The organism is Paenibacillus harenae, from assembly GCF_030812415.1.
GTDB classification, from domain to species: Bacteria; Bacillota; Bacilli; order Paenibacillales; family Paenibacillaceae; genus Pristimantibacillus; species Pristimantibacillus harenae_A.
The window spans coordinates 492,052-514,805 of the sequence record NZ_JAUSST010000005.1 but is presented as its reverse complement, the minus strand read 5'-3'; the positions used below and the strand labels follow the sequence as shown (position 1 = coordinate 514,805).

The 22,754-nt window shown below is 53.0% G+C and carries 21 protein-coding genes; 1 reads left to right on the top strand and 20 read right to left on the bottom strand.

What is annotated here, in order from left to right:
• Window positions 1–20: 20 nt before the first annotated feature.
• From J2T14_RS20450 to J2T14_RS20420, 7 genes are all read right to left on the bottom strand, one after another.
• Window positions 21–848 carry a carbohydrate ABC transporter permease gene (locus J2T14_RS20450; RefSeq protein WP_307473664.1) on the bottom strand — a complete coding sequence of 276 codons (828 nt, stop codon included), beginning with the start codon at window positions 846–848 and terminating at the stop codon, window positions 21–23.
• Window positions 848–1,732: a carbohydrate ABC transporter permease gene (locus tag J2T14_RS20445; RefSeq protein ID WP_307204825.1), complete on the bottom strand. Its 885-nt coding sequence runs from the start codon at window positions 1,730–1,732 to the stop codon at window positions 848–850. The genes J2T14_RS20450 and J2T14_RS20445 overlap by 1 nt, the downstream gene beginning before the upstream one ends.
• 106 nt (window positions 1,733–1,838) lie before the next feature.
• Entirely contained in the window at window positions 1,839–3,137 is a 1,299-nt protein-coding gene (locus J2T14_RS20440; RefSeq protein WP_307204824.1) for an ABC transporter substrate-binding protein, read from the bottom strand.
• A gap of 173 nt (window positions 3,138–3,310) precedes the next feature.
• Window positions 3,311–4,288, bottom strand: a complete 978-nt coding sequence (locus tag J2T14_RS20435) for a LacI family DNA-binding transcriptional regulator (protein ID WP_307204823.1) — start codon at window positions 4,286–4,288, stop codon at window positions 3,311–3,313.
• A gap of 148 nt (window positions 4,289–4,436) precedes the next feature.
• A complete protein-coding gene (gene murA, locus J2T14_RS20430) occupies window positions 4,437–5,870 on the bottom strand; it encodes a UDP-N-acetylglucosamine 1-carboxyvinyltransferase (RefSeq protein WP_307473662.1) in 1,434 nt (477 codons plus the stop codon).
• A gap of 302 nt (window positions 5,871–6,172) precedes the next feature.
• Window positions 6,173–6,436: a DUF1146 domain-containing protein gene (locus tag J2T14_RS20425; RefSeq protein ID WP_307204820.1), complete on the bottom strand. Its 264-nt coding sequence runs from the start codon at window positions 6,434–6,436 to the stop codon at window positions 6,173–6,175.
• Between the two features lie 47 nt (window positions 6,437–6,483).
• Window positions 6,484–9,465, bottom strand: a complete 2,982-nt coding sequence (locus tag J2T14_RS20420) for a S8 family serine peptidase (RefSeq protein WP_307473660.1) — start codon at window positions 9,463–9,465, stop codon at window positions 6,484–6,486.
• Between the two features lie 231 nt (window positions 9,466–9,696).
• Between J2T14_RS20420 and J2T14_RS20415 the strand changes: the two genes are divergently transcribed.
• A complete protein-coding gene (locus J2T14_RS20415; protein WP_307473658.1) occupies window positions 9,697–10,884 on the top strand; it encodes an acyltransferase family protein in 1,188 nt (395 codons plus the stop codon).
• Between the two features lie 86 nt (window positions 10,885–10,970).
• Here J2T14_RS20415 and J2T14_RS20410 read toward each other — a convergent pair whose 3' ends face one another.
• From J2T14_RS20410 to J2T14_RS20350, 13 genes are all read right to left on the bottom strand, one after another.
• On the bottom strand, window positions 10,971–12,527 hold the full coding sequence (locus tag J2T14_RS20410) for an NADH-quinone oxidoreductase subunit N (RefSeq protein ID WP_307473656.1): 1,557 nt from the start codon (window positions 12,525–12,527) through the stop codon (window positions 10,971–10,973).
• A 3-nt stretch (window positions 12,528–12,530) separates the two neighbouring features.
• Window positions 12,531–14,165 (bottom strand): complex I subunit 4 family protein, encoded by a 1,635-nt coding sequence (locus tag J2T14_RS20405; protein ID WP_307473654.1) that lies wholly within the window; start codon window positions 14,163–14,165, stop codon window positions 12,531–12,533.
• Window positions 14,162–16,036 carry an NADH-quinone oxidoreductase subunit L gene (nuoL, locus tag J2T14_RS20400; RefSeq protein WP_307473652.1) on the bottom strand — a complete coding sequence of 625 codons (1,875 nt, stop codon included), beginning with the start codon at window positions 16,034–16,036 and terminating at the stop codon, window positions 14,162–14,164. The genes J2T14_RS20405 and nuoL overlap by 4 nt, the downstream gene beginning before the upstream one ends.
• A gap of 9 nt (window positions 16,037–16,045) precedes the next feature.
• Window positions 16,046–16,348: an NADH-quinone oxidoreductase subunit NuoK gene (gene nuoK, locus J2T14_RS20395; protein WP_373458177.1), complete on the bottom strand. Its 303-nt coding sequence runs from the start codon at window positions 16,346–16,348 to the stop codon at window positions 16,046–16,048.
• Window positions 16,349–16,352: 4 nt separating this feature from the next.
• Window positions 16,353–16,868, bottom strand: coding sequence for an NADH-quinone oxidoreductase subunit J (locus J2T14_RS20390; protein WP_307473650.1), 516 nt, complete (start codon window positions 16,866–16,868; stop codon window positions 16,353–16,355).
• Window positions 16,869–17,318 carry an NADH-quinone oxidoreductase subunit NuoI gene (gene nuoI, locus J2T14_RS20385; RefSeq protein WP_307204812.1) on the bottom strand — a complete coding sequence of 150 codons (450 nt, stop codon included), beginning with the start codon at window positions 17,316–17,318 and terminating at the stop codon, window positions 16,869–16,871.
• Between the two features lie 15 nt (window positions 17,319–17,333).
• Entirely contained in the window at window positions 17,334–18,350 is a 1,017-nt protein-coding gene (nuoH, locus tag J2T14_RS20380) for an NADH-quinone oxidoreductase subunit NuoH (RefSeq protein WP_307204811.1), read from the bottom strand.
• Window positions 18,350–19,450 (bottom strand): NADH-quinone oxidoreductase subunit D, encoded by a 1,101-nt coding sequence (locus J2T14_RS20375; protein ID WP_307204810.1) that lies wholly within the window; start codon window positions 19,448–19,450, stop codon window positions 18,350–18,352. The genes nuoH and J2T14_RS20375 overlap by 1 nt, the downstream gene beginning before the upstream one ends.
• Window positions 19,451–19,456: 6 nt before the next feature.
• Window positions 19,457–20,107 carry an NADH-quinone oxidoreductase subunit C gene (locus tag J2T14_RS20370; RefSeq protein ID WP_307473647.1) on the bottom strand — a complete coding sequence of 217 codons (651 nt, stop codon included), beginning with the start codon at window positions 20,105–20,107 and terminating at the stop codon, window positions 19,457–19,459.
• A complete protein-coding gene (locus tag J2T14_RS20365; protein ID WP_307204808.1) occupies window positions 20,104–20,622 on the bottom strand; it encodes a NuoB/complex I 20 kDa subunit family protein in 519 nt (172 codons plus the stop codon). Before J2T14_RS20365 ends, J2T14_RS20370 begins: the two co-directional genes overlap by 4 nt.
• Complete coding sequence (locus J2T14_RS20360) at window positions 20,607–21,014, bottom strand: NADH-quinone oxidoreductase subunit A (protein ID WP_307473865.1); 408 nt, start codon at window positions 21,012–21,014, stop codon at window positions 20,607–20,609. Before J2T14_RS20360 ends, J2T14_RS20365 begins: the two co-directional genes overlap by 16 nt.
• 64 nt (window positions 21,015–21,078) lie before the next feature.
• The gene (locus J2T14_RS20355; RefSeq protein WP_307473646.1) at window positions 21,079–22,506 is read right to left on the bottom strand and encodes a GerAB/ArcD/ProY family transporter; all 1,428 of its coding nucleotides are present in this window, start codon (window positions 22,504–22,506) and stop codon (window positions 21,079–21,081) included.
• 7 nt (window positions 22,507–22,513) lie between these two features.
• Window positions 22,514–22,753, bottom strand: coding sequence for a hypothetical protein (locus J2T14_RS20350; protein ID WP_307204804.1), 240 nt, complete (start codon window positions 22,751–22,753; stop codon window positions 22,514–22,516).
• Window position 22,754 lies beyond the last annotated feature (1 nt).

The window sequence follows — 22,754 nt, the reverse complement described above, 5'->3', positions numbered from 1 at the left end:
AAGCATCCTACCCTTACTCGTTATTTAATGGAGCCTTGCATAACCCCTTGAATAATGTATTTCTGCGCGAACAAATAAACGATCAGCACAGGCAGTATGGTCAGCATAAGACCAGCCATCAACGGGCCGTAATCGACCGTATACGTACCGAAGAAATAAAAGGTCGAGAGCGGCAGCGTTCTCTCGTCCGGGGCAATCAGCACCAGGGAAGGCAGCAGGAAGTCGTTCCAAATCCAGAGCACGTTCAAAATAGCAATCGTAACCGTGGTCGGCATCAGCACCGGAAATACGATGCGGAAGAAGGTTTGCGTTCTTGTGCAGCCGTCGATAAGCGCCGCCTCTTCAAGCTCGGCCGGGATGCTTTTCACGAATCCGTGATAGATGAACACAGCCAGCGGGCTGCCGAATCCGATATACATATAGATCAGGGCCCATTTGCTGTCCAGAAAGCCAATGGATCCGTATATTTTGACGAGAGGAATCATAATGGCTTGGAATGGGATAATCATCGCCGCGACCATTAAGAAGAACGTATATTGGTTGAACTTCGTTTGATGTCTAACAAAATAATGAGCCGTCATGGCTGCCAAAAGGGAAATGAGCAATACGCTAAGCACCGTTACAATAATCGAATTCGTAAATGCGGAGACGTAATCCATTTTACCGAATGCGTCCGAATAATTGGTCATGCTGAAGCTCTCGGGAAGCGAAAGCGGGCTGGATGTAATCGCTTTGTTCTCTTTGAACGAATTGACGAGCAGAAGCAGAAACGGGAAAACGAACAGCAGCAAGCAGGCGAAGAGGACGGCGAATTTCGTCCAAGCGACCGTTGAACTCGAATTTTTCATTACGCCTCCACCTCCATCTTCTTGCTAAAGTACACCTGAGCGATCGTAATGATCGCCACGAGCAGGAACAGCACGAAAGCTTCCGCTTGCCCTACCCCGTAGTCCCTCGACAGAAACGCCTTCTCGTACACGTGCATGGAAACCATTTCCGTGCTCTTGAACGGTCCGCCCTTCGTTAAGGAAATGTTCAAATCGTAGACCATGAAGCCTCTTTGCAGCGACAGGAAGATACAGACGATAAAAGACGGAACCATAAGCGGAAGCACCATTTTGCGCATTTTCGTGGGCAGGCTAGCACCATCGATGCTCGCCGCTTCCAAAATATCCTTAGGCACGTTCATAAGTCCCGCGACATAAATAACCATCATGTAGCCTGCATATTGCCAAACGGTAACGATAATCATCGCCCAGAACGCTTTATCCGGGTCGGCCAGCCAGGAGGCGCTGAACAAGGGGATGCTCATTTCTTTACCCAAATACACGAATACATTTGAAAATATGAATTGCCATACGAAGCCGAGCACGATGCCGCCTACCAGATTCGGAATAAAGAAGCCTGCCCGGAAGAGGCTTTGGCCCTTCAAGCCGCTCGTTAACGCATATGCGAGCAGAAAAGCGACCACGTTAATAAGCACGACGGTAATGAACACGTATTTTAAAGTCAATAAAAAAGATTGCCAAAATACCGTATCTTGAAATACCGAAACATAGTTTTGAAACCCTACAAGGCTGCTTGCCGTCGATATGCCGTCCCAGTTCGTAAAGGTCAAATAAATGCCATATAGGAAAGGAACGATCATTACGGCAAGAAAAGCAAATAAAGTAGGTCCGGTAAACAGCAGCCGCAGTCGTAAACGATTCCACAGCCCTTTTTCCGTTATCATCATGATCCCTCGCATTCATGGATGGTTTGCTAAGAGAGGAAGCAATCAAGCGTAATCGGCTTACCCCGTCATTTGACGGGATAAGCCGGCGTCTCGCGGCTAATGATTACTTAACCGACTTCCAATATTCCTGGATTTCTTTAGTCAGCACGCTACGGTCTGCCGCTCCTGCAAGATATTTTTGCATGGAGGCGCCGACTTTCGCCCAGTGGTCTGCCGGCAATGTGCTCATGGAATCCTGAGACTTGCCTTTCGCGATATAATCGGAAATCGACTTCGCCAGCGGATCTTTCGCTTCAAGCGTAATGTTCTTGAACGCCGGAATGATATTCGCTTTGTTTACAAGGAAATCTTGACCCTTGTCGCTGTAAACCATCCACTCAAGGAATTTCTTTGCCGCCGCTTGCTGCTCAGCCGTATTTTTCTCTTTGTCGAGCACCAAGCGCTTGGATACCGCGGAAGAAATTTGCGTATTGCCGAAGTCATCCGCATTGTTGCTGACCGGTACCGGCAGGAAACCGTATTGTCCGCTTGCCGTATCAAAGCTGCTGATTTGCGGCCAAGCCCAGTTGCCTTGGAACCAGATGCCAACCTCGCCTTTGCCTAGCACTTCCGGTCCTCTCTCATAAGTGCCGGACAAAGGAGATGCCTTGTCGATGTTGTATTTTGCCATAAGATCAAACGTATCGAGCAATCCGTTAAAGACGGTGTTGCCGGCCAGATCGACTTTGCCTGCTTTCAGATCATCAACGAATTGTGCGACTGCTGCCGTATCCGCCGATTGACCTGCGTAAGCAAGCGGCAGGTAATGGGCGCCAAGCGACCAATCCATAGGAGAAACGATGAGCGGCGCTTTGCCGGAAGCCTCGATTTTTTTGAACAGCTCTTCAAGCGCCCCGGTCGTGTTGATCGTTGCCGGATCGAACGTGCCGCCTATCGCTTGGTCAACTACCGCTTTGTTATAAATAAAGCCGTAACCTTCGATTGCCAATGGGAATGCGTAGTTCTTGCCTTCAAACGTTGTCAGCGCCGTGCTGCGATCAACCGCATCCGCCATCCACTTCTCGCCGCTCAGGTCGAGGACGCGGTCTTTGAATTTTTCGACGTCGCCCGTATCCAGCATCGTGATCGTTGCCGGGTTGCCTGAAGCGTAAAGCGCAGACGCTTTCTCGAACGGCGACTGCCCCGCAGGCACCGGTATGATTTCCATGGTGATGTCGGGATTATCTTCTTTGAACGCTTTCGCCGCTTCTTCAAGCTGCGATTGAATTTCGCCCTTCGAGTTAAGGAACGTAATCGTAACTGCCGAGCCTTCAACGGACTCGCCAGACTTGCCGCATGCCGTTACGAGCATAACGACGAGAAGAGATAATGCCAGTGCTTGCATCCATTTCCAAGATTTCATTTGTTTGCCCCCGATTCACGAGAATTGTTGCGGTTTTGAAAATGTAAACCGCTTTCATAACGTATTATATAGTCGTTTATGGTGTATGTCAATCGTTTGACATATCAAACGATTGACATATTTTGAGAAAATAAAAATCCCCGCGTCGCGCAAGGGATTTCCGTTCTTTTCGTCTATGTCGTGGAGCGTTCTACGATAGTCACCGGCAGAATGTTTTCCGCTTCGAACGGCTCATCGTTCATTTGCTGCATGATCAGATCGACAGCTTTGCGACCGATCTCGGCAATCGGCTGCTTGATTGTCGTAATAGACGGCGTCATCAACCTCGCCGCATTAATATCGTCGTACCCGATAATTTTCATATCGTTCGGGATACGCTTGCCGGCGGCTGCGCACTGCTTCACCGCAAATGCCGCAATAATGTCGCTCGTCGCGAACACGCCGTCAATATCGGGATGCTCCTCGAACAAACGTTTCATAATATCCTCGTACTGCATTTGATCAAATACATTCATGTCGGTTTGAATGATAAGATGTTCCACGTTGTTTTCTTTCATGACCGATTGAAAGGCTTCGGTTCTCTTGTTGGCCAGCAATTGCAGCTCCAGATTACCGCAAATATGGGCGATTTTCATGCAGCCTTTCTCAACCAGAAGACTAGCCGCAAGGCTTCCGCCCGTGTAATTATCGGAAGAGATATAAGGAATTTCATTGCTGATTTGACGGTCGATCGTAACGATCGGCGAGTTTAAATTTTTGTACTCCTCGACCTGAAGCGTGTGGCTGCCCATTATAATGCCATCGACGCGATTCCGCTTCAGCATCTCGATATAATCCTTTTCCTTCACCGGGTCGAGCTGTGAATTGCATAAAAGAAGTTTGAATCCTTGGTCGTACGCGTAGTTTTCAACATAGTTGGCAAGCTCGCTAAAGAATGGATGGGAGACGTTCGGAATAATAAGACCGATTACGTTAGACTGCTTCCTTAGGAGGGAGCGCGCGATCTCATTAGGTTGATAATGAAGCTCCTCCATAACTCTAAATACTTTGGTTCTTGTCGCTTCGCTAATATATCCCCGGTTATTCAAAACGCGGGAAACCGTCGTTACGGATACGTCCGCTTTTTTCGCGACATCGTGTATCGTTGCCATGGCATCCCCTTTGCATCGTTCAGTAGTCCCAACCATTATAGCTAACTCCGGTAAATAAGCAAACTCCGTTCATAATGAAAAAAGAAGCCGTTTCAGATAAACCGGTTCGGCTTATTTGAAACAGCTCCTTATTCGCGCTTGTTTGGCATTAAGCCCAAGTCGGCTGAACTTTAAGAACGGCAACCTCTTTGTCGCGCTTATAGCCAGCTGCCGGCTCGTGTTCCGATACAACGGATGCCGCGATGACCGCTGCGGGGATATCGGCACTTGCGGCCACCGCTCTTGACGCCGCAGCCGCCGGTAAGACAGCTGCTTGCTCGTTCTCCGACTCGACACGGTAGATCGTTGCGCCTAACGCGGCAAGCTTGCCCGTAATATCGACATAGCCGCGATCGACATGATGCAGACCGGTAAGCTCCGTCTCGCCTTCGGCGCGAAGAGCCGCGCAGATCAATGCCGCTCCGGCACGCAGATCGGTCGCGCATACCTTTGCTCCCATAAGCGGCAATCCTCCGCTTACGATAGCGGTACGTCCGTCCACCTTGATTTGGGCATTCATCTTCTGGAACTCTTCGACATGCATGAAGCGGTTCTCGAATACCGTCTCCGTTACGACGCTCGTACCTTCCGAGAAGAGGAGCAGTGCCATCATTGGCGATTGCATATCCGTCGGGAAGCCCGGATGCGGCAATGTTTTCACATCGACCGATCTTAATTCGGCGCCCGCTCGAACGCGAATGCCGTTGTCGCTTTCAATAATCTCGACGCCCATCTCTTCAAGCTTGGAAATAACCGGCGTCAAGTGGTCGGCGATTGCGCCTTCGACGAATACGTCTCCGCCTGTGATCGCTGCAGCGATCATGTATGTTCCCGCCTCTACGCGGTCAGGAATAACGTTATGTGCTGCTCCGTGCATCTTGTCAACGCCCTCGATGCGGATCAGGCCGGTGCCTGCACCGCGCACCTTGCCGCCCATGGCGTTGATATAGTTAGCCAAGTCGACGATTTCCGGTTCTTTGGCTGCATTTTCGATCGTGGTTGTTCCGACAGCCAGTGCGGCCGCCATCATGATGTTTTCGGTCGCGCCGACGCTGGCCACGTCTAGGTATATCTTGGCACCCTTAAGACGGGTCGGCGTGCTTGCTTCGATGAAGCCATGGCCTAGGGTAATCTCCGCGCCCATCGCCTCGAAGCCCTTCAAATGCTGGTCAATCGGACGCGTGCCGATCGCGCATCCCCCCGGCAGCGAGATGCGGACCTTGCCGACGCGGGCGAGAAGCGGTCCCATGACAAGGAACGAAGCACGCATTTTACGAATAAGTTCGTAAGGTGCCTCGATGGAAGTAATGGCTGGCGCTGATATGCGCATCGTTTCATTATTATAAGTTAATCGTGCGCCTAACGAGGCAAGCACCTTCTGGATCGTCATAACGTCATCGAGGAGGGGTACGTCATAGATGACGCTGTCTCCTTCTGTCGCCAATAATGAGGCCGCTAGAATGGGAAGCACGGCATTTTTTGCACCGCTGACACGGACCGTTCCCTTCAAACGCTGACCTCCGCGGACGATAATTTTGGTCATCTTATGGTTCCCTCCGCGAACTGCAATTTCAATTTCCTCTGTGAGCATATAATGGAATTCCGCACCACAACTAAACTTCATCTTATCACTCATCTACATGAATCGACAAGCGTTAAATTGTTTCCATTTTCTGCTTATGAGCCTTATAGCCTATATCGGCATTTCAGCCCAAAAATATAGTCCTTTTTTTAATCGCATTGCGGTTTCGCGTCACTCCGATAGGACTATTTACATACTATTCGCAGCCATGCTTTATTTTCATACCATCATTTAATACCCATTGTTGACATCTTTCGCAACAGTTATTCGACAAAGCTGCGGAGCATCGTGGTGAAGCTCCAATATTCCAATATAAACTTGGCGAACAAATGCCCGAGAATAACCGCGACGACGACTTGGAACATCCTTGCCTTGGCATTGCGGGGATGCTTGAAAAACGTTTCCCACTTCACTTCCTGCAGCAGCGTCCACACCAGCATAATACTGACCAAAACCACAATAATGGAAAATAAACCGGTTATGCCCGTCATCCGCTGCGCCTCATCGAATACATCATAATTATCCATAGCTTCTCCTTTACTTCATTGCTCTATTGCTTCATTGCATATTAGCCTTAACCGAACAGCAGACGATATAGAAGTGCGGAATATTCAGCCCTGCTCGCTTGCAGCTTTGGTTTAAATTGGTTGTTCTCTACGCCTGCGATTGCGCCATCCGCCTTGAGAGCGATAAGGATTGGCGCTGCCCAGTGCGTCCTGCTTACGTCCGGGAAAGGAGCGGCAATCGGAGGCCTAGGCTTTACGCCGTCCGCGTAGCCGATAATGACGGCCATCTCTACGCGGGTAATCGGCTGGTCCGGCTTGAAGCTCCCGTCGGGGAAACCTTTAATCCAGCCCTGCTTTACGGCCTTGGCTACTTCGTCGTACGCCCAATGCGAGGCTGACACGTCCTTGAACGGCTTCTGGCTTGCGTCGATACTCCCCTCCGGCTTATAAGCCTTCGCAACCATCGCTACGGCCTCGGCGCGCGTTATCGCCCGTTTCGGCTCGAAGCGGTAATTGCCTGAACCGTTAATAATGCCAAGTTGGCTTAAAGCGGTTATTTCCTTCCGGGCCCAGTGATCGGAAATGTCGCGGAAGCCTTCAACCAGCGGCTCCGACTTTATTTTGAAGCGGTAGTATTGAGTATCGAACGGCGCGCTTGCAGACAGCTTTACGTAATAGACGCCCGGCTGAAGCACCAGCTCCGGCGACTGCAGCGAACCGCTCTTGGCGGTGGACGACGTCGTTAAAGGAGACATCCGCTTATCGTAGGCTTCCAGCTTCAAGTTGACGGAAGAAGGAACGCCATTGACGGCCATCGCGACGACGCTTGCCTTGCTCACGCGGAATTGGAACCAATCCAAATCGGTCTTGCTTCCGATGACCCCTACGTATTCCGTACCCGGATTCACCATAAACGATTCATACGACTTGTCGTTCGGTTCGTTCGGATCGATATACTTAGGCGTATATTCCATCTTGAACGAGTATGTACCTATTACGGGACTTGCTTCGGATGAAATTGCATTATGGACACGAATATAATATTTCCCTGGAGCGACAGTTATGACAGGAGACTGCTCCGACTCCCCTTCGCCCTCCTCGTCATAGAGCAGAAGCTGATCGCCGGCGCGCTGTATCGCGAGACCCGGATCGATTCGGGCCGTGTCCGTGCCAAGCGTTACCTTCAGCTTGCCGCTCTGCGTAAACGTAACGGCGTACCAGTCGCGATCCGCCAACTGATGGAAGTTCCCTCCCACCGTCTGCGTGCGGGGCTGGAGCGTATACGCCTCATAAGACTTGTCGTTGGCCTCGTAAGCGTCCTGCTCCATTGTAAAGGTTGATGTCAATACATACGGCAAGCCTAAAGTGCTATATGGATTGATAAGCTCTATCCGAATAAGCTGCGCGCCCTTCTTCACATCGATATCAATCGACGCGCTGGTCAGCTTCGTATCGGAAACCAGCTGCTGTTGGCCGTTAAAATATTGATAAATCCTTACTGGCTGCGTGGCCTTGCCGGATTCGGCCAAACCTCTGTAAGCAATGGCGAGCGTCCCGTTATGCGGCACGTCTATCCGGTACCAGTCCTGATCGGCCCCGCTCTCCAGCAACGCCGAAATGCTTGTGGCAAGCTGGAATCGCTTAGCCGTCTTGCTGTCGTTATTCGGCTCGAATGCGTCCGCAGCCACCCCGGTGCGCACCGCTTTATCGATCTGCAGCAAGCCGTAGCCCGATTTGCCGTCGACGCCAGTCTGGCCGATATCCTTCGCCGTCTGACGCAGCAGCGCTCTTATCTGATAAGGCTTCAAATCCGGATATTTCGCCCATAGGAGACCGGCAGCCGCCGCAACCTGCGGCGCAGCCATCGAAGTGCCCTCTTCCTTCTTGTATAACCCGCCCATTCCCGTCGTGAAAACGTTCCAAGGCGCCATGACATCAAGCTCCGGTCCTGGATTGGAACGCGGATCGACCGTCCCGTTCGGCTTGACGCCGCCGACAGCGACCACCGTCGGGTAGGCGGCGGGATATTTGACTGCGGCTTTCGCGCCGAAAGATACACCATCATTGCCAGCCGCTGCTACGAGCAGCACGCCTTTGGATTCGGCATATTCCACGATATCGAGCATATAAGGCGAATAACGATGAAGCCCCACTGACAGCACTACAATACGCGCGCCGCTCTTGACCGCGTATAATATCGCATCGCCAAGCTCCTCTTCCGTTCCGTCGCCGCGGTGGTCGAGCGCCTTGATCGGCATAATCTTAGCCTTCCATATGATGCCCGCAACGCCTTTGCCGTTATTGGTTGTGGCGGCAATAACGCCGGCAACGCTAGTGCCGTGGCCGTTATCGTCGTTCGGCGGCAGCTTCGGATTCACGAGATTCGCGCCGGGCACCAAGTTCTCGGCAAGATCCGGGTGGTCGAGATCGACCCCCGTATCTACAATGGCTATCGTTAGCTTCGACTGCTCGCTCACCGTCTCCCACGCACGGACCGCACCGATCTGTTCCAAGTACGGCTGCTGCTTAAATTCGGGATCGTTCACCGCCGTCTTCTGCACGGCTAGGGGTGCGGAGCCGGGAGCGGCGGATGCGGCCATGATTTGCGGCGCTTCCGGCAGCGCAAGGGCGTGCACCCGGCTATTCGGGTGCACGTATTCGACGCCCGGCTCGCTTTGCAGCCGGGCGAGCCAAGCTTGCGCGTCCTCGCCACTGTCGCCGGCAGGACGCACGACATCGACCGCCGCCTCGCTCTGGCTGCGGAGCACCTCCGTCCCGCGCAGCGCATGCGCCAGCGCGGGGTCGCTCCATTTGAGCAGCCAGCTCTGCGGCTGCTCCTCAGCGGCGCCAGGGCCGCCGTGGGCCGCGTCCGAGACCGCGGCCTCCTGCGGCGCTGCCGCCGCATGGCGAGCGAACCCTGCGGGGGCTAGGCCCCCGAGGGTTACGCTCGCGAGCAACAGCGTGAGCAGCGCTCTTCGCACAAGAGCGCGCCACGCTTTATATGTAATTGCCGCTGATTGCTTCAGCGTCATTCTATTTCGCAATATCATCGCATTCTGCCTTTTTGTCATAATGGTCGCTTCGATTTGGCATATTAGTTATCAACTGTATGGATTTGCATGTATTCATATTCGATTCCAAGCCGTCCATTCCCTTGTAGACGGCAAACAACGGTCCAAAAGACCTACTAGCTCTTTACAATACCCAAGCACTTAACCTTATGTTATGATGGATTAGCTGCATAAAGCGCACAAATGATTGGAGGATGGGAGGAAATCAACTTGAGCAATAATCGTATAAAATCGCTCGATTCGCTTCGGGGAATTGCTTCGATGATCGTTGTTATTTTTCACTGTTTAATCGCTTTTACCATTTTCGAACAAGCCAATTTCAATCGTTTCGCAAACGATTTTCTCAAATATTTCACCATCACGCCATTGCACACCTTATGGGCGGGCAGAGAAGCCGTTCTTTTATTTTTCGTATTGAGCGGATTCGTTCTCGCGATCCCCTTTTTCGAGGGGAAAACCCAATCGTACGGGGCGTATGCGATAAGACGTTTCTGCCGCATATACATTCCTTACATTGTTCTCATGCTGGCATCGGCGTTGCTATTGACGTTTTTTTTAGAATATAAAGATATTCAAGGATTAAGCGGCTCATACGACAATCGGTGGAATCATCCCGTTACGCTTAAAGCAATCATTGCTTACTTTCTAATGGAAAACCACGATACGACCAATGTGAACGGAGTCGTTTGGACGCTGTTTCATGAAATGAGAATATCGTTAATTTTACCTTTGTTCCTTCTTATAATAAGGAGATTCAATTTGATCGGCGCTGCCATCCTGTCGCTCGGCTTGAACTTTCTAATTTATTTTGCATTGGATAGCTGGGCCGCCATGCTGGACGAAGGCCGTTTATTGATCATGGTGAAAGCAGTCAGATGGAGTATGTATTATTGCACCTGCTTCATCTTAGGAGCTCTCCTATCGAAGTATCGGAATAAGCTGCCCAAGCTGAAGATAGCCTACACGGTTATGCTTGTAGCTGTCTCGCTCGTATTGATTAATTGCCGCTGGATGGTTGTCCTATTCCAAGTGAAAGATCAGAGAATAACGGACGTCATCACCATTGCCGGCATTCTTCTGCTATTCGCGGCCGTACTTTCCTCGGACCGCCTAAACAGCTTCCTGTCTTTGAAACCATTTACGTGGCTTGGACAAATTTCATTCAGTCTTTATTTGGTTCATATCCCGGTCATGATGATCATCACTATTTTCCTGGGCAAAATAATTCCGATAGAAGCGGCCTTCCTTCTCGTACCGCTAGCAAGTCTTCCAGTCGCTCACTTCACCTATAAATACGTGGAACTGCCGAGCAACAAGCTGGGAAGGTCTATTGCGAACGCGATTGAGGGCAGACGGAAGAAAAATAGCAAAAACGTGCCCATCAGCAGAGCTGTATAGGTGACTAATCAGTCGAACTTTTGAAATATGGCAGAGGCTGCATTCCGGTTTCGAACCGGAGGCAGCCTCTGTCTTTTTGCGTTCTACTATTTAACCAACAAATCAACCTGCAACGAGAACGCGCCATCGATCCATTCCATGACTATCCCTGGAAACAAGCCTAACGCAAGGGTTGCCGCCACGCACACCCAGATCGCAATCCCGGTTGCCGCGGGCACCCGAATCTCTTCTTCCTCGCCCCCGCTGCGCATGAACATTTGCCGGATGAAGCCGAAGTAGAAGTAGTAGGAGATGACGCTGCTCGCTACCATGATCGCTACCAGCCAATACGCTTTCGCGTTAGCTGCTCCGATTAAGATGAACAGCTTACCGAAGAATCCGCCAGAGATAGGTAGACCCGCCAGCGACAGCAAGAGCACCACCATCGCTGCCGCCGTCCATGGCGCCCGGTAGTACATTCCCGCAAAATCCTTCATCTCTCCTTCGCCTGCCGTACGGTTCACTGCCGTTAATACGGCGAACGCGCCAACCGTCATGAACAGATAAGCGATCAAGTAATAAATAAACTCGGCGAAGTTGCTGCTATGTACAACCGTAATCGAGAGGCCGATCGGCACGAGCAAATATCCCGCATTGGCAACGCCGGACAAGGCGAGCAATCGCTTCACCTGCTTTTGACGAAGCGCGGCCGTCGTACCTGTAAGCATTCCGGCCGCAGCCAGTACAAGCATCGCGAAGAATACATCCTTCGATATATACGCATCGAGGTCCGTAGCGGCGAAGAACGCCGTATTGTACATGATCCGGAAGACTGCGGCTAATGCCGCCCCTTTGGAGACGACGGCCAAGAACGCCGCGACAGGCGTCGGCGCGCCTTGATAGACGTCCGGCGCCCATGCGTGGAACGGAGCTGTCGCTATTTTCAGCCCGAAGCCCGCAAGGATGAAGAAGAAGCCTACATACAGCAGCGCCTTGAAATCGGCAATTGCCCCCGGGATCGCTGCTCCGATCCCTCCAAGATCGACCGACCCCGTTACGCCGTACAAATAAGACATTCCGAAAAGGATAAAAGCAGACGAGATGCCTCCCGTTACGAGATACTTGAAAGCGGCCTCCGCCGACTTCGACGATTTCTTCCGCATGCCGACCAATATATAACTCGTAATGCTTAACAGCTCGAGCCCGATATAAAGAGAAATAAGATTGCCGGAGGAAGCCATTGCCATCGCGCCTACGACCGCAGGCAGCAGCAGGTAGAAATATTCCGCCCGATCCGTAATCGCGTCATCGTCTTTGGTCGAGCCGATCGCCAGCAGCACGATAAGAGATGCGCCCGCCAAAAATACAATCTTGAGCAAACTGCCGAAGTCGTCTATTCGATAGCTGTTCGCAAGCAGCTGGATCGTCTCCGCCGCTGCGTTCCCTCCGCTATTGCGATCCAGCAACTGCCAGATAACAAAGCCGAGCGATATAAGCAGGGAGCCTAACGTTAGCCAGCCTCCGATCCAGATCCGATTCACGCGCTTCGGAAGAACGAGATCCAGCAGGACGATCATAATGAACAATGCGGATAACGACAACTCAGGGGCAAGATGGAGCATATCCGCCCAAGTCAGCGGCACAAAAGAATCAGCTTCATGCATCGTCTATCCCCCCGCCCTTGTAGCAAGTAATTGCGCGAATACGTCGCCGATGCTGTATTGCACCGTATCGGTCAATAGGGACGGGTAGCAGCCTAGCAGCACGATGAAAGCAAGCAAAACGATCATCGGTACGGCTTCGATCAGACGGGCATCCTTGAGCGCGGCGTATTTGTCCGGCAGCGGACCGAACGTTATTTTCAGAACGCTTCTTAGTACGTAAACCGCCGTCAAAATAACGCCGAGAACCGCAATAGCGGCGAGCCATCTCATCGACTCGAACAGCCCAAGCAGCGCCAGCAGCTCGCCCACGAAGCCCGATAACCCGGGCAATCCAAGCGATGCCAGTCCCGCAGCCAGCAACGCCCCGCTCGTGAAAGGAAGCGAACGCGCCAGTCCTCCCAGCTCCGTTAGCTCCGTCGTCCCCGTTCGTTCGTACAAGCTTCCTACGATCAGAAACAACAATGCCGATATAAGTCCATGCGATACAAGCTGGAATATAGCGCCCTGCAGCCCGATTTCGTTAAACGCCGCCAAGCCGAGCAATACGATGCCCATATGGCTCATCGAGGAATACGCGAGTACGAGCCTTAGCTCCATTTGTCTGAAGGCGAGCACGGCTCCGTATAAGATATTAATGACGCCAAGCACGGCGAGAACGGCCGCCCATGATTTCGCCTGTTCGGGGAATAAAAGCAAGCCGAAGCGGAGCAAGCCGTAGGCGCCCATCTTAAGCAGTATGCCCGAGTGGATCATCACGACTGCCGGCGGCGCTTCCGCATGCACCTTCAGCATCCAAGTATGGAACGGGAAGATCGGAAGCTTAATGCCGAAGGCAACGAGCAACATAATGAATAACGTCCGGTGCATCGTATCCGACATGACAAAAGGATTCAGCGCCCCCATCTCGTTAACGGCAGGTTGATTGACCATTGCCCCCGCATCGGTCATGTTGCGAATGATATCCGCATAGCTCCCGCTATAGACGTACTGGACCTGCTCTCCGATTTGTTCGACGCGGAAGCCGGCCGTATTCACGAGGATGACGAAGGCGATTAACATAATCGCCGAGCCGAGACCGTTGTAGATCAAGAACTGGTTCGCTGCCCGCTCCCGGTTGTAAAAACCCCAGATGCCGATTAGGAAATACATCGCAACCAGCGTCAGCTCGAAGAATACGAAGAACAGGAACACATCGCGGGCGAGAAATACGCCAAGCATCGCGAACTCCAGCAGCAGAAACCAGACGAAGAACGCTTTCCATCGTTTTTTCACGTGGAAGGCTCCCAGCGCAGCCATTGCCGTAACGAGACCTGTTAGCAAAAGAAGCGGTAAAGAAAGACCGTCTACCCCGAGCTCATACTGAAGTTTGAACGTAAAGGCGCTAACGTCCGAATGAAGCTCCTTGTTGAGAGGCACTTCAACCCAGTCAAGCTGCTCCTCGTAGACGGCACCGCTCTGCTGCTTGTCGTAATCGGCATAAAGCCACAACGACAGGGCAAGCGGGATGAGCGTTGCGATGACAGCCGCCGTCTTCAGTAAATTCCCGCTATGCTTGGGCAGGAACAGGATGACGAGCAGCCCTAGCAGCGGTGACAACAATATAAAAGAGAGGATCGGTATGTCGGGCAGGATGCTCATGACCAGAACCTCCTTCCGACGATAGCGAGCACAATGACGACAAGCCCTAAGAGAGCCGCAATGCCATACGTCTGTACTTGGCCGTTCTGCAGCCGCACTGCCGCTTTGCCTGCCGAATCGGCAGCCGCTGACACGAGGCGCACCGCACCGCCGATCACATAGCTATCCAGCGCCATAAGCAGCGTACCCAGCCCCTTAAGCGGCTTTACAAGGATCCGCTCGTAACACTCATCGATAAAATACTTGCGTTCGAGCAGCATCACGAGCCATGGCGCTTTGTCAGAAACGATACTGCGGCTTACGCTTCCCTTCACGTAGATCAACCATCCCAAGTAAATCCCCAATACGCCAACGGCGATAGAGGCGATAATCGCAATGCCGCTGCTATGCGCTTCCTCGGCAATGCCGCCGCTTAGCCATGAACCAAGCGCCCCGTTCCACGGCGTCTCCACGAATCCGGCAACGACGGCAAGCGCTGCGAGCACCATAAGCGGAATCGTCATGACGGATGGCGATTCATGCGCTCCGCCCAATGAAGATCGAGGTTTGCCCATGAATACGAGGAAGAACAGTCTCGCCATATATAGCGCCGTACAGAACGCCGCCGCTACACCTACGATGAAGAGCAGCTTATTCTCCTGCAAGGCGACCGACAATATAAGATCCTTCGACCAGAAGCCGGATAACGGCGGAATGCCGGAGAGAGCCAGCGCCCCGATGCCGAACGTCCAGGCGGTTACGCGCATCTTCGAGCCTAGACCGCCCATTTCTTGAATGTTCTGCGTATGTACCGCATGGATAATGCTGCCCGCTCCAAGGAACAGCAGCGCTTTGAAGAAAGCGTGCGTGAACAGATGGAAGATGCCGCCGGTGAGCGAGCCTAAGCCCAGCGCCATCATCATATACCCAAGCTGACTTACCGTTGAATAAGCCAATATGCGCTTAATATCGTTCTGCGCAAGCGCGATCGTCGCGGCGAAGATAGCCGTGAAGCCTCCGATATAGGCGACGGTTTGCATCGCTGCCGCCGAATCGAGAAAGATATCATACGTTCTGGCAATGAGAAATACGCCGGCCGCCACCATTGTCGCCGCATGGATCAAGGCGCTAATCGGCGTCGGGCCTTCCATCGCGTCGGGCAGCCAGACATGGAGCGGGAATTGGCCCGACTTGCCAACCGCCCCCAAGAAAATGAGCAAAGCAATCAACGTAGATAACTCGGTCGTTATCGCGCCTGACGGTCCATCGAAGACGCTTTGGATCATCGTAAACTCCAAACGATGATCCGGCATGTACCAGAAGAGCAGCAGAATGGCGACTAACAGCCCGGCATCGCCGATCCGCGTCACGATGAACGCCTTCTTGGCAGCCGCCTTCGCTGCAGGCCTCGCATACCAGAAGCCGACCAGCAAGAACGAGCACACGCCAACGAGCTCCCAGAATATATAGAGCGATAAGAGATTATCCGATAGAACAAGTCCGAGCATCGAGAACGTAAACAACGATACATATCCATAAAAAACAGTGATCCGCTCATCGCTCTTCATATAACCTGCCGAGTAGATGTTGACCAGAAGGCTCACGAGCGTCACGACGACCAGCATCATGGAAGTCAGATTCGTAACCTCGAAGCCGATGCGAAGCGTATAATCGCCGATCGTAATCCAATCGAACGCTTTGCTGTAATCGACTGCCGTTTCGCCGAGCCTGCCGATAAGCACGAGCAGCGACAGCAGAAACGCTGCCAGCGCGCCCGCAGTTCCGATCAAGACTCCCGCTCGCCGGTAGCTTCTGCCAAGCGCCGTCAGAAGGAGGAACGCTGCCAGTGGAAGCAGCGGAATGATCCAAGCCGCCTTCGTATATATTTCCATTTGCTTACGTCACCTCTTCATTTCGTCGTATTCATCCACTTGCACCGTTCCCCGCGAGCGGAACAACGCGATCAGGATCGCGACGCCTACAGCCGCCTCCGCAGCCGCCACCGTAATCGTAAACAAGGAGAAGATCTGTCCGGTAAGCGCCGGAACGACGCCGTATTTCGAGAAGGCGACCAAGTTCAGATTGACCGCATTCAGCATCAGCTCGATCGACAGCAAAACGATGACCGCGTTCCGCTTCACCAAAGCCCCGTACAGCCCGATGCAGAACAAGATGGCAGCCATCGTCAAATAGGAGGGAAGCATCGTATTAATCCGCCTCCTTCTTGGCCATCACGATCGCGCCGATGAAGGCTACCGTCAGCAGCACCGAGAGCAGCTCGAACGGAATCATATAGCCCGTATACAGCGTCATGCCGATAGCCATCGTATTGTCTTCGCCCGGTTGAAAGGGCAGCGGCTCGGGGAAGGTCGTCCGGCGGATCGCATAGAACAACAGTCCGAACAGACTCAGCGAGCCGATAATCGCAAGCGTCTCCTTGAGCGGCTTTACCGGCGCTTGCTCCGCCTGCTGGTGCTTCGTCATCATAATGCCGAAGATCATCAGTATCGAGATCGCTCCCGCATAGATCAGCACCTGCACGAATGCGACGAACTCCGCCTCCAGCAGTACGAACATGCCTGCAAGTCCGAGGAAGACCGCTGCCATCGAGACGACCATATGGACGACCTTCTCCAGCATGATCATTAGCACGGCGCCGCAAATCATAATCGCGGAGAATAGAAAGAAAGCGGCGTACTCTCCAGTAAAATCAATTGTAAACAATTACTTGGCGCCCCCTTTGGCCGGCGCTCCGATATTGTTGTTATCTTCGCGAACGAGCGTATTGTTATCGGTCAGCCACTGCACGTCCTTGAACAGATCGTCGCGGCTGAAAGCCGACAGCTCGAAGTGATTGGTCATCACAATCGCTTCGGTCGGACATACCTCCGTGCACAAGTCGCACAAAATGCATATTTCGAAATTCAAGTCGAACGTATCGATCACTTTGCCCTTCTTCTCCGGATCGGGATTCGGCTTGCCCGTAAGCGTGATGCAATCCGTTGGACAAATGCGAGCGCATTGGTTGCATACGATGCACAAGTCCGGGATGAAATGCTGGATGCCGCGAAAGCGATCGGGCATGTTAATCGGTACGTCGGGATAGGAAGTCGTTACTTTTGGGGCTGTCATTGATTTAAGCGTAACGCCAAGGCCCTTCAGCATTCCGTTCATTGCCTATTCCCCCTCTTAATTTTTGATGAACAGCTCCAGGTATACAGCGGTCAAAAAAACGTTAAGCAGCGATACCGGCAGCAGCACCTTCCAGCCGAGTCCCATCAGTTGATCGACGCGGATCCTCGGGAACGTCGCCCGAATCCAGAACAGGAAAAAAACGATACAGGCGAACTTGAGCAAAAACCAGAGGATGCCCGGCACAAAATCGAGGAACGGCGCAGGCGCATGCCATCCTCCGAGGAACAACACCGTCGTAAGCGCCGCAATGGCATACACGTATACATACTCCGAAAGCATGAAGAAAGCGAAGCGGAAGCCGCTGTATTCGACATGATAGCCGGCTACCAGCTCGGATTCGGCCTCCGGCAAGTCGAAGGGCGTCCGGTTCAGCTCGGAGACGGCCGCGATGATGAAGACGACGAAGCCGATGATCTGCGGCAGGAAATTCCAGTTCCAGAACCAGCCGCCAGCCTGGGCTTCTACAATATCCCGCAGGTTGAGGCTGCCGCTCAGCAGGATGACGCCGACGACCGAAATGACAAGCGGCACCTCGTAGCTGATCATCTGCGCGGCGGAACGCATGCCTCCCAGCAAGGCATACTTGTTATTGGAGGCCCAGCCGCCAATGACGATGGCAAGCGTCGATATGCCCGACAATGCCACGTAATAGAGCAAGCCGACGTTCAGATCGGCAAAATATAAATTTTGCGTATAAGGAAGCACTACAAGCACGGAGAAGGCCGGCACATAAGCAAGCGCAGGCGCAAGAATGAATAGAAACCGGTCAGCCTTGCGGGGAATCGTGTCCTCCTTAACGAGAAGCTTCAAAATGTCGGCTACCGTCTGGAACAAGCCGAACGGACCGACCCGATTCGGCCCGATGCGAAGCTGCATCCACCCGATGACTTTACGCTCGAAGTAGATCGCATACGTTACGAAGCCAAGTACGATTCCTAAGAATACGACACCCCATAGGAACATTACGAGGGCATTGCCCCAAGTAAGCGGCTCGCTTAGCCATGCTCCCATTAGCAATCGACCTCCCCGACGACAATGTCGACGCCGCCCAGTATCGTGATGAGATTGGTCATCGTCTCCCCGACAAGCAGCTTGGGCAGCAATTGCAGATTGACGAAGGAAGGACGGCGGAACTTAAGCCGGTATGGCTCGGCCTTGCCCTTGGAGACGATATGGCAGCCGATCTCGCCGCGGGGCGATTCGATGCGCACATACACTTCGCCGGCTGGCGGCCTTATGGCGCGCGGCACTTTGCCCATCGTCTCGCCGCCTTGCGGAAATTGCTCCACCGCTTGCTTCAAGATGCGAAGGCTTTGTTTAATTTCCTCCAGCCGGATGCGATATCGATCGTAGCAATCGCCTCTCGTGCCGAGCGGCACGTCGAATTCGAAGCGATCGTACAAGCTGTAAGGCTCCGCCTTGCGCAAATCCCAATCGACGCCGGTGCAGCGAAGATTCGCTCCCGACAATCCGTAATCGATCGCGGTCGCCGCATCGTATTGCCCGATGCCCTTGATCCGCGCGAGAAAAATTTCATTGCCGCTGACGAGCTTGTCGTATTCCTGCAGCTTCTTCTCCATATACGGAATGAAGTCGCGCACTTTGTCCATCCAGCCCGGAGGCGCATCCCACTTGACGCCCCCGACGCGCATGTAATTGTAGGTCAATCTTGCACCGCATAGCTCATTGAACAGATCAATGATGATTTCACGGTCGCGAAACGCATAGAGAAACGGGCTCATCGCCCCAATATCGAGCAGGTACGTGCCCCACCAGACAAGGTGGCTTGCTACGCGCTGCATCTCCATGACAATGAGCCGCATAAATTCCGCGCGCAGCGGAATCTCGAGCCCCATCATCGTCTCGACGGCATGAACGAGCACATAGTTGTTCGTCATCGCCGACACGTAGTCCATCCGGTCCGTATAAGGGATGATCTGCGTAAAATTCAAATTTTCCGCGATTTTCTCGGTGCCGCGGTGCAAGTAGCCCATAACCGGCGTCGCTTCCGTAATGACCTCGCCGTCAAGCTTAACGACGATTCGGAATACGCCATGCGTGCTCGGATGCTGCGGACCTACGTTCAATAACAGCTCTTCTGTACGAATCATAGGCGGTTACACCTCCGAATCCAGCGGCTCGTAATCTTTGCGAAGCGGGTGCCCGACCCAATCATCCGGCATCATGATGCGCCGCAAGTCGGGATGTCCCGGGAAGTCTATGCCCAGCAAATCGTAGATTTCGCGTTCGTTCCAATTCGCCGTCGCCCAGACCGGCGTTGCGGAGTACACCGATGCGGCATCCCTCTCGGTCCGCACCTTGATCGCCGCCTCTTGTTTGCTTTCCAGCGAGATCATGTGATACACAACTTCCATATGCGTCTCATAATCGACGCCCGATACGTTGCGCAAATAATTGAAGCGCAGCTCGTCATGCTCCTTCAGCATCGATGCTATGCTCCGCCAGTGCTTGTTATGTATGACAAGCGTTGGCATATCGCCGTTTAGCTCGTTCAAGTACGACTCCATGATCGCGTCGTCCCCCGCCGCTTGCCGCACGAGAGCGACGAGCCGATCGGGCTGCGGCTGCTTCGGCGATGGCGGCTTCGGCTCGGGGGAAGCGGCCTCCGCAGCCTCGGCTTCCGCCTTCTCCTTCGCAGCTTGGCGCGCCGCGCGCGCTTCCGCCGCCGCCTTCAGCTTCGCCTCGCGCTCCGGATCGACCGCAGGCGCTTCCTCCGGCTTATCCTTCTTCTCCTGCTCCTCGCTCATCGTCCCGTCACCCGCTTCCCGGTCTTCGCCTCGTAACGGATCTTCTCTTGCAGCCGATTAATCCCGTAGATAAGCGCGGCCGGATTCGGCGGACAGCCCGGAATGTAGACGTCGACGGGCACGATCTGGTCGACTCCCTTGATGACAGCGTAAGACTTCACGTACGGCCCTCCTGCCGTCGCGCAAGAGCCCATCGCGATGACCCACTTCGGCTCCGGCATCTGGTCGTACAGCCGGCGAAGCAGCGGACCCATCTTCTTCGTTACCGTGCCCGCGACGATCATGACGTCGGACTGGCGCGGCGACGTCCGGAACATGACGCCGAAGCGGTCAAGATCGTAATGCGACGCGCCCGTTCCCATCATTTCGATCGCGCAGCACGCAAGGCCGAACGTGAGCGGCCATAACGAGTTGCTCCGCGCCCATGCCTTCAATTGCTCCAATGTTCCCATAAATACGTTGCGTTCCAGCTCTTTGCGTTCATCGAGTGAAATTGATTCTAAACTGAATTCCATTTCAGCACCTTCTTCTTCCAAGCATATAGAAGTCCGACAAGCAGCATTCCCGCAAATATGATCATTTCCACCAGCACAAAGAGGCCGAGCTTATTGTAAGCAACGGCCCATGGATATAAGAAAACGGTTTCGACATCAAAGATGACAAACATCAACGCAAATAAATAGTAACGGATATTGAATCTGACCTGACCTTCACCCACGGGTTCATTGCCGCTCTCGTACGTCGTTTTCTTAAGCTCCGTCGGCTTATGGGGCCGAAGCAGCCTTCCGATAGTCAAAGCCGCAACCGGGAGCAAAATGCCCAGTACGATGAAAATTGCCACCACGACATAGTTGTTGGCGTAGTTTTCCACTCGGGTCGCCTCCGTCCGTTGGTTTGGCGCGGACATGTGCCGCTTGGTCATTTTTCCATCACAATTATAACAAATGCTTCCACAACCGTCTATGACGGAGTTACTCCTCCGATTGGCCGGTTTGCGACGCGGATTGATCCCCCATGTCGGATGGTGGCGAACCGTCGGATTGGTCCCGGGGCGATTGCTGCGAGTCGCTCGAAGCCGCCGATTGCTGCCCCGACTTCTGCCCTCCCGCTGGCTTCGGAGGCGATTGCTCCTGCTCCGTCTGTCCCTCTCCCGACTGCTCCGGCTCCGTTCGCTCGGATTGTTCGGCTTCCGACTCTGCCTTGCGAGCTTCCGCTTGCTCCGCCGGCGGGCTGTCTTTGGCGTTCTTTCCGTCCGTGTTTTCAGGAGAAGGGAAGATTCCGTACTCGGAATCCCGTTTGCCGGTTAGGACGGCGATAAAGAGCAGGATGAGCGGGAATAGGATACCTTGAACGGATGAATATAAAGTCCACACCCCTGCGGCTACTTCCTTCGTATGGGCGACATTCCGATAGATGAAAATCGACAGCGGTACGATAATGACCGAGTACGGCATGACCAGCGGCCGATACGTATTCAGACCGAGCACCTGCGCAGTCGTTACCGTGAGCGCATACACGCACAGTACGAGCTTCATGAATACAGTGCCGATCCACACGATCGCCACCAAAATTTCGACCCTTACCACAATCTCCTCTATATTGATATACTTGGCCATATCGTACACAGAGAAAGGGCTTCGGCTTACCTCGCTCACCCCCATAACGCCAATCAGGAAAACAGTCATCACTGTACTCGCAAATGTCAGGCATACGATCACCAGCTTGAGATCCTTGCGCAGTTTCGGCTTGCCCTGCTTGGTTATGAGGGGGAGTATCGATGTAAAAAACACGAATTCGGCGATCGGGAAGCCGATGATCGGATAGCTGCCTTTAATCGGACTCATCAGCCCTTGATACAATATAGGCTCAAAATTATGGAAATTGAATTGATTGGAGAGCAAGACCAATACGACGAAGATGATAATAAGACCCCAGGTGAACAATATTTCACCCGTTCGCGCAATGGTTTCAATGCCCAAAAACACCCCGTACCCCACTACGATCATGAAGGTGCTGTTAATGAACCACCCCGGCGTTTGAGGCAATACCGACAATCCCAGAAAATCCGATATATTCCGCAGCACAAGAGCGCTTAATATCAGATAAAAGAAGATATAGGTCAGGCTTAGCGCTTTGCCTGCCCAAACGCCGATCAGCTTCTGAGCGTATTGGGTAAACGACATTCGGGGGAATCGATCGTTAAGCGCCAAGTAGATCATCAGCACGAAGTAGTTGATCGGGCCGGCTATCAGAAACGACAACCAGCTGTCCTGCTTGGCGATGGCTGCAACAGCCGTAGGAAGGATGAGCGTCGAACTTCCCATCGCGAACATGAAAAGTATCTTCGCCGCTTGCCCGGAAGTTATTAGCGAGTTGTTCAAGCCTGCCGTTTTTCCCACGTTATGCTCACCCCTTCTCGATCCAAGCGATTAACGGTTTATATACCGGCTTAAATATGGCCATAATCATATCCAAAGGATTAGGTATCGGTAATCCTAGCATCATCCCCGCAATGAGTAGCGCGCCAATCAACAAAATAAACATCGCCCAGCCCCGCTCCTTGTATTGTTTACGAATACCGTTGCGTATCCATATGAAAGCGCCTATTCCCGCCGTCATAAGCATAGCCGCTATTAAAGGCAGCATC

Bases quoted from the DNA above. Each gene is read 5' to 3' on its own strand.
- J2T14_RS20425 (WP_307204820.1), bottom strand. From the start codon at position 6,436: ATGGATAATTATGATGTATTCGATGAGGCGCAGCGGATGACGGGCATA.
- J2T14_RS20405 (WP_307473654.1), bottom strand. From the start codon at position 14,165: ATGAGCATCCTGCCCGACATACCGATCCTCTCTTTTATATTGTTGTCA.
- nuoK (WP_373458177.1), bottom strand. From the start codon at position 16,348: ATGCTTCCCTCCTATTTGACGATGGCTGCCATCTTGTTCTGCATCGGG.
- J2T14_RS20360 (WP_307473865.1), bottom strand. From the start codon at position 21,014: ATGTCCGCGCCAAACCAACGGACGGAGGCGACCCGAGTGGAAAACTAC.
- J2T14_RS20445 (WP_307204825.1), bottom strand. From the start codon at position 1,732: ATGATAACGGAAAAAGGGCTGTGGAATCGTTTACGACTGCGGCTGCTG.
- J2T14_RS20410 (WP_307473656.1), bottom strand. From the start codon at position 12,527: ATGCATGAAGCTGATTCTTTTGTGCCGCTGACTTGGGCGGATATGCTC.
- nuoI (WP_307204812.1), bottom strand. From the start codon at position 17,318: ATGAACGGAATGCTGAAGGGCCTTGGCGTTACGCTTAAATCAATGACA.
- nuoL (WP_307473652.1), bottom strand. From the start codon at position 16,036: ATGGAAATATATACGAAGGCGGCTTGGATCATTCCGCTGCTTCCACTG.
- murA (WP_307473662.1), bottom strand. From the start codon at position 5,870: ATGACCAAAATTATCGTCCGCGGAGGTCAGCGTTTGAAGGGAACGGTC.
- J2T14_RS20365 (WP_307204808.1), bottom strand. From the start codon at position 20,622: ATGGAATTCAGTTTAGAATCAATTTCACTCGATGAACGCAAAGAGCTG.
- J2T14_RS20350 (WP_307204804.1), bottom strand. From the start codon at position 22,753: ATGCTGCCTTTAATAGCGGCTATGCTTATGACGGCGGGAATAGGCGCT.
- J2T14_RS20375 (WP_307204810.1), bottom strand. From the start codon at position 19,450: ATGATTCGTACAGAAGAGCTGTTATTGAACGTAGGTCCGCAGCATCCG.
- J2T14_RS20420 (WP_307473660.1), bottom strand. From the start codon at position 9,465: ATGATATTGCGAAATAGAATGACGCTGAAGCAATCAGCGGCAATTACA.
- J2T14_RS20370 (WP_307473647.1), bottom strand. From the start codon at position 20,107: ATGAGCGAGGAGCAGGAGAAGAAGGATAAGCCGGAGGAAGCGCCTGCG.
- J2T14_RS20450 (WP_307473664.1), bottom strand. From the start codon at position 848: ATGAAAAATTCGAGTTCAACGGTCGCTTGGACGAAATTCGCCGTCCTC.
- J2T14_RS20435 (WP_307204823.1), bottom strand. From the start codon at position 4,288: ATGGCAACGATACACGATGTCGCGAAAAAAGCGGACGTATCCGTAACG.
- nuoH (WP_307204811.1), bottom strand. From the start codon at position 18,350: ATGGGAGCATGGCTAAGCGAGCCGCTTACTTGGGGCAATGCCCTCGTA.
- J2T14_RS20440 (WP_307204824.1), bottom strand. From the start codon at position 3,137: ATGAAATCTTGGAAATGGATGCAAGCACTGGCATTATCTCTTCTCGTC.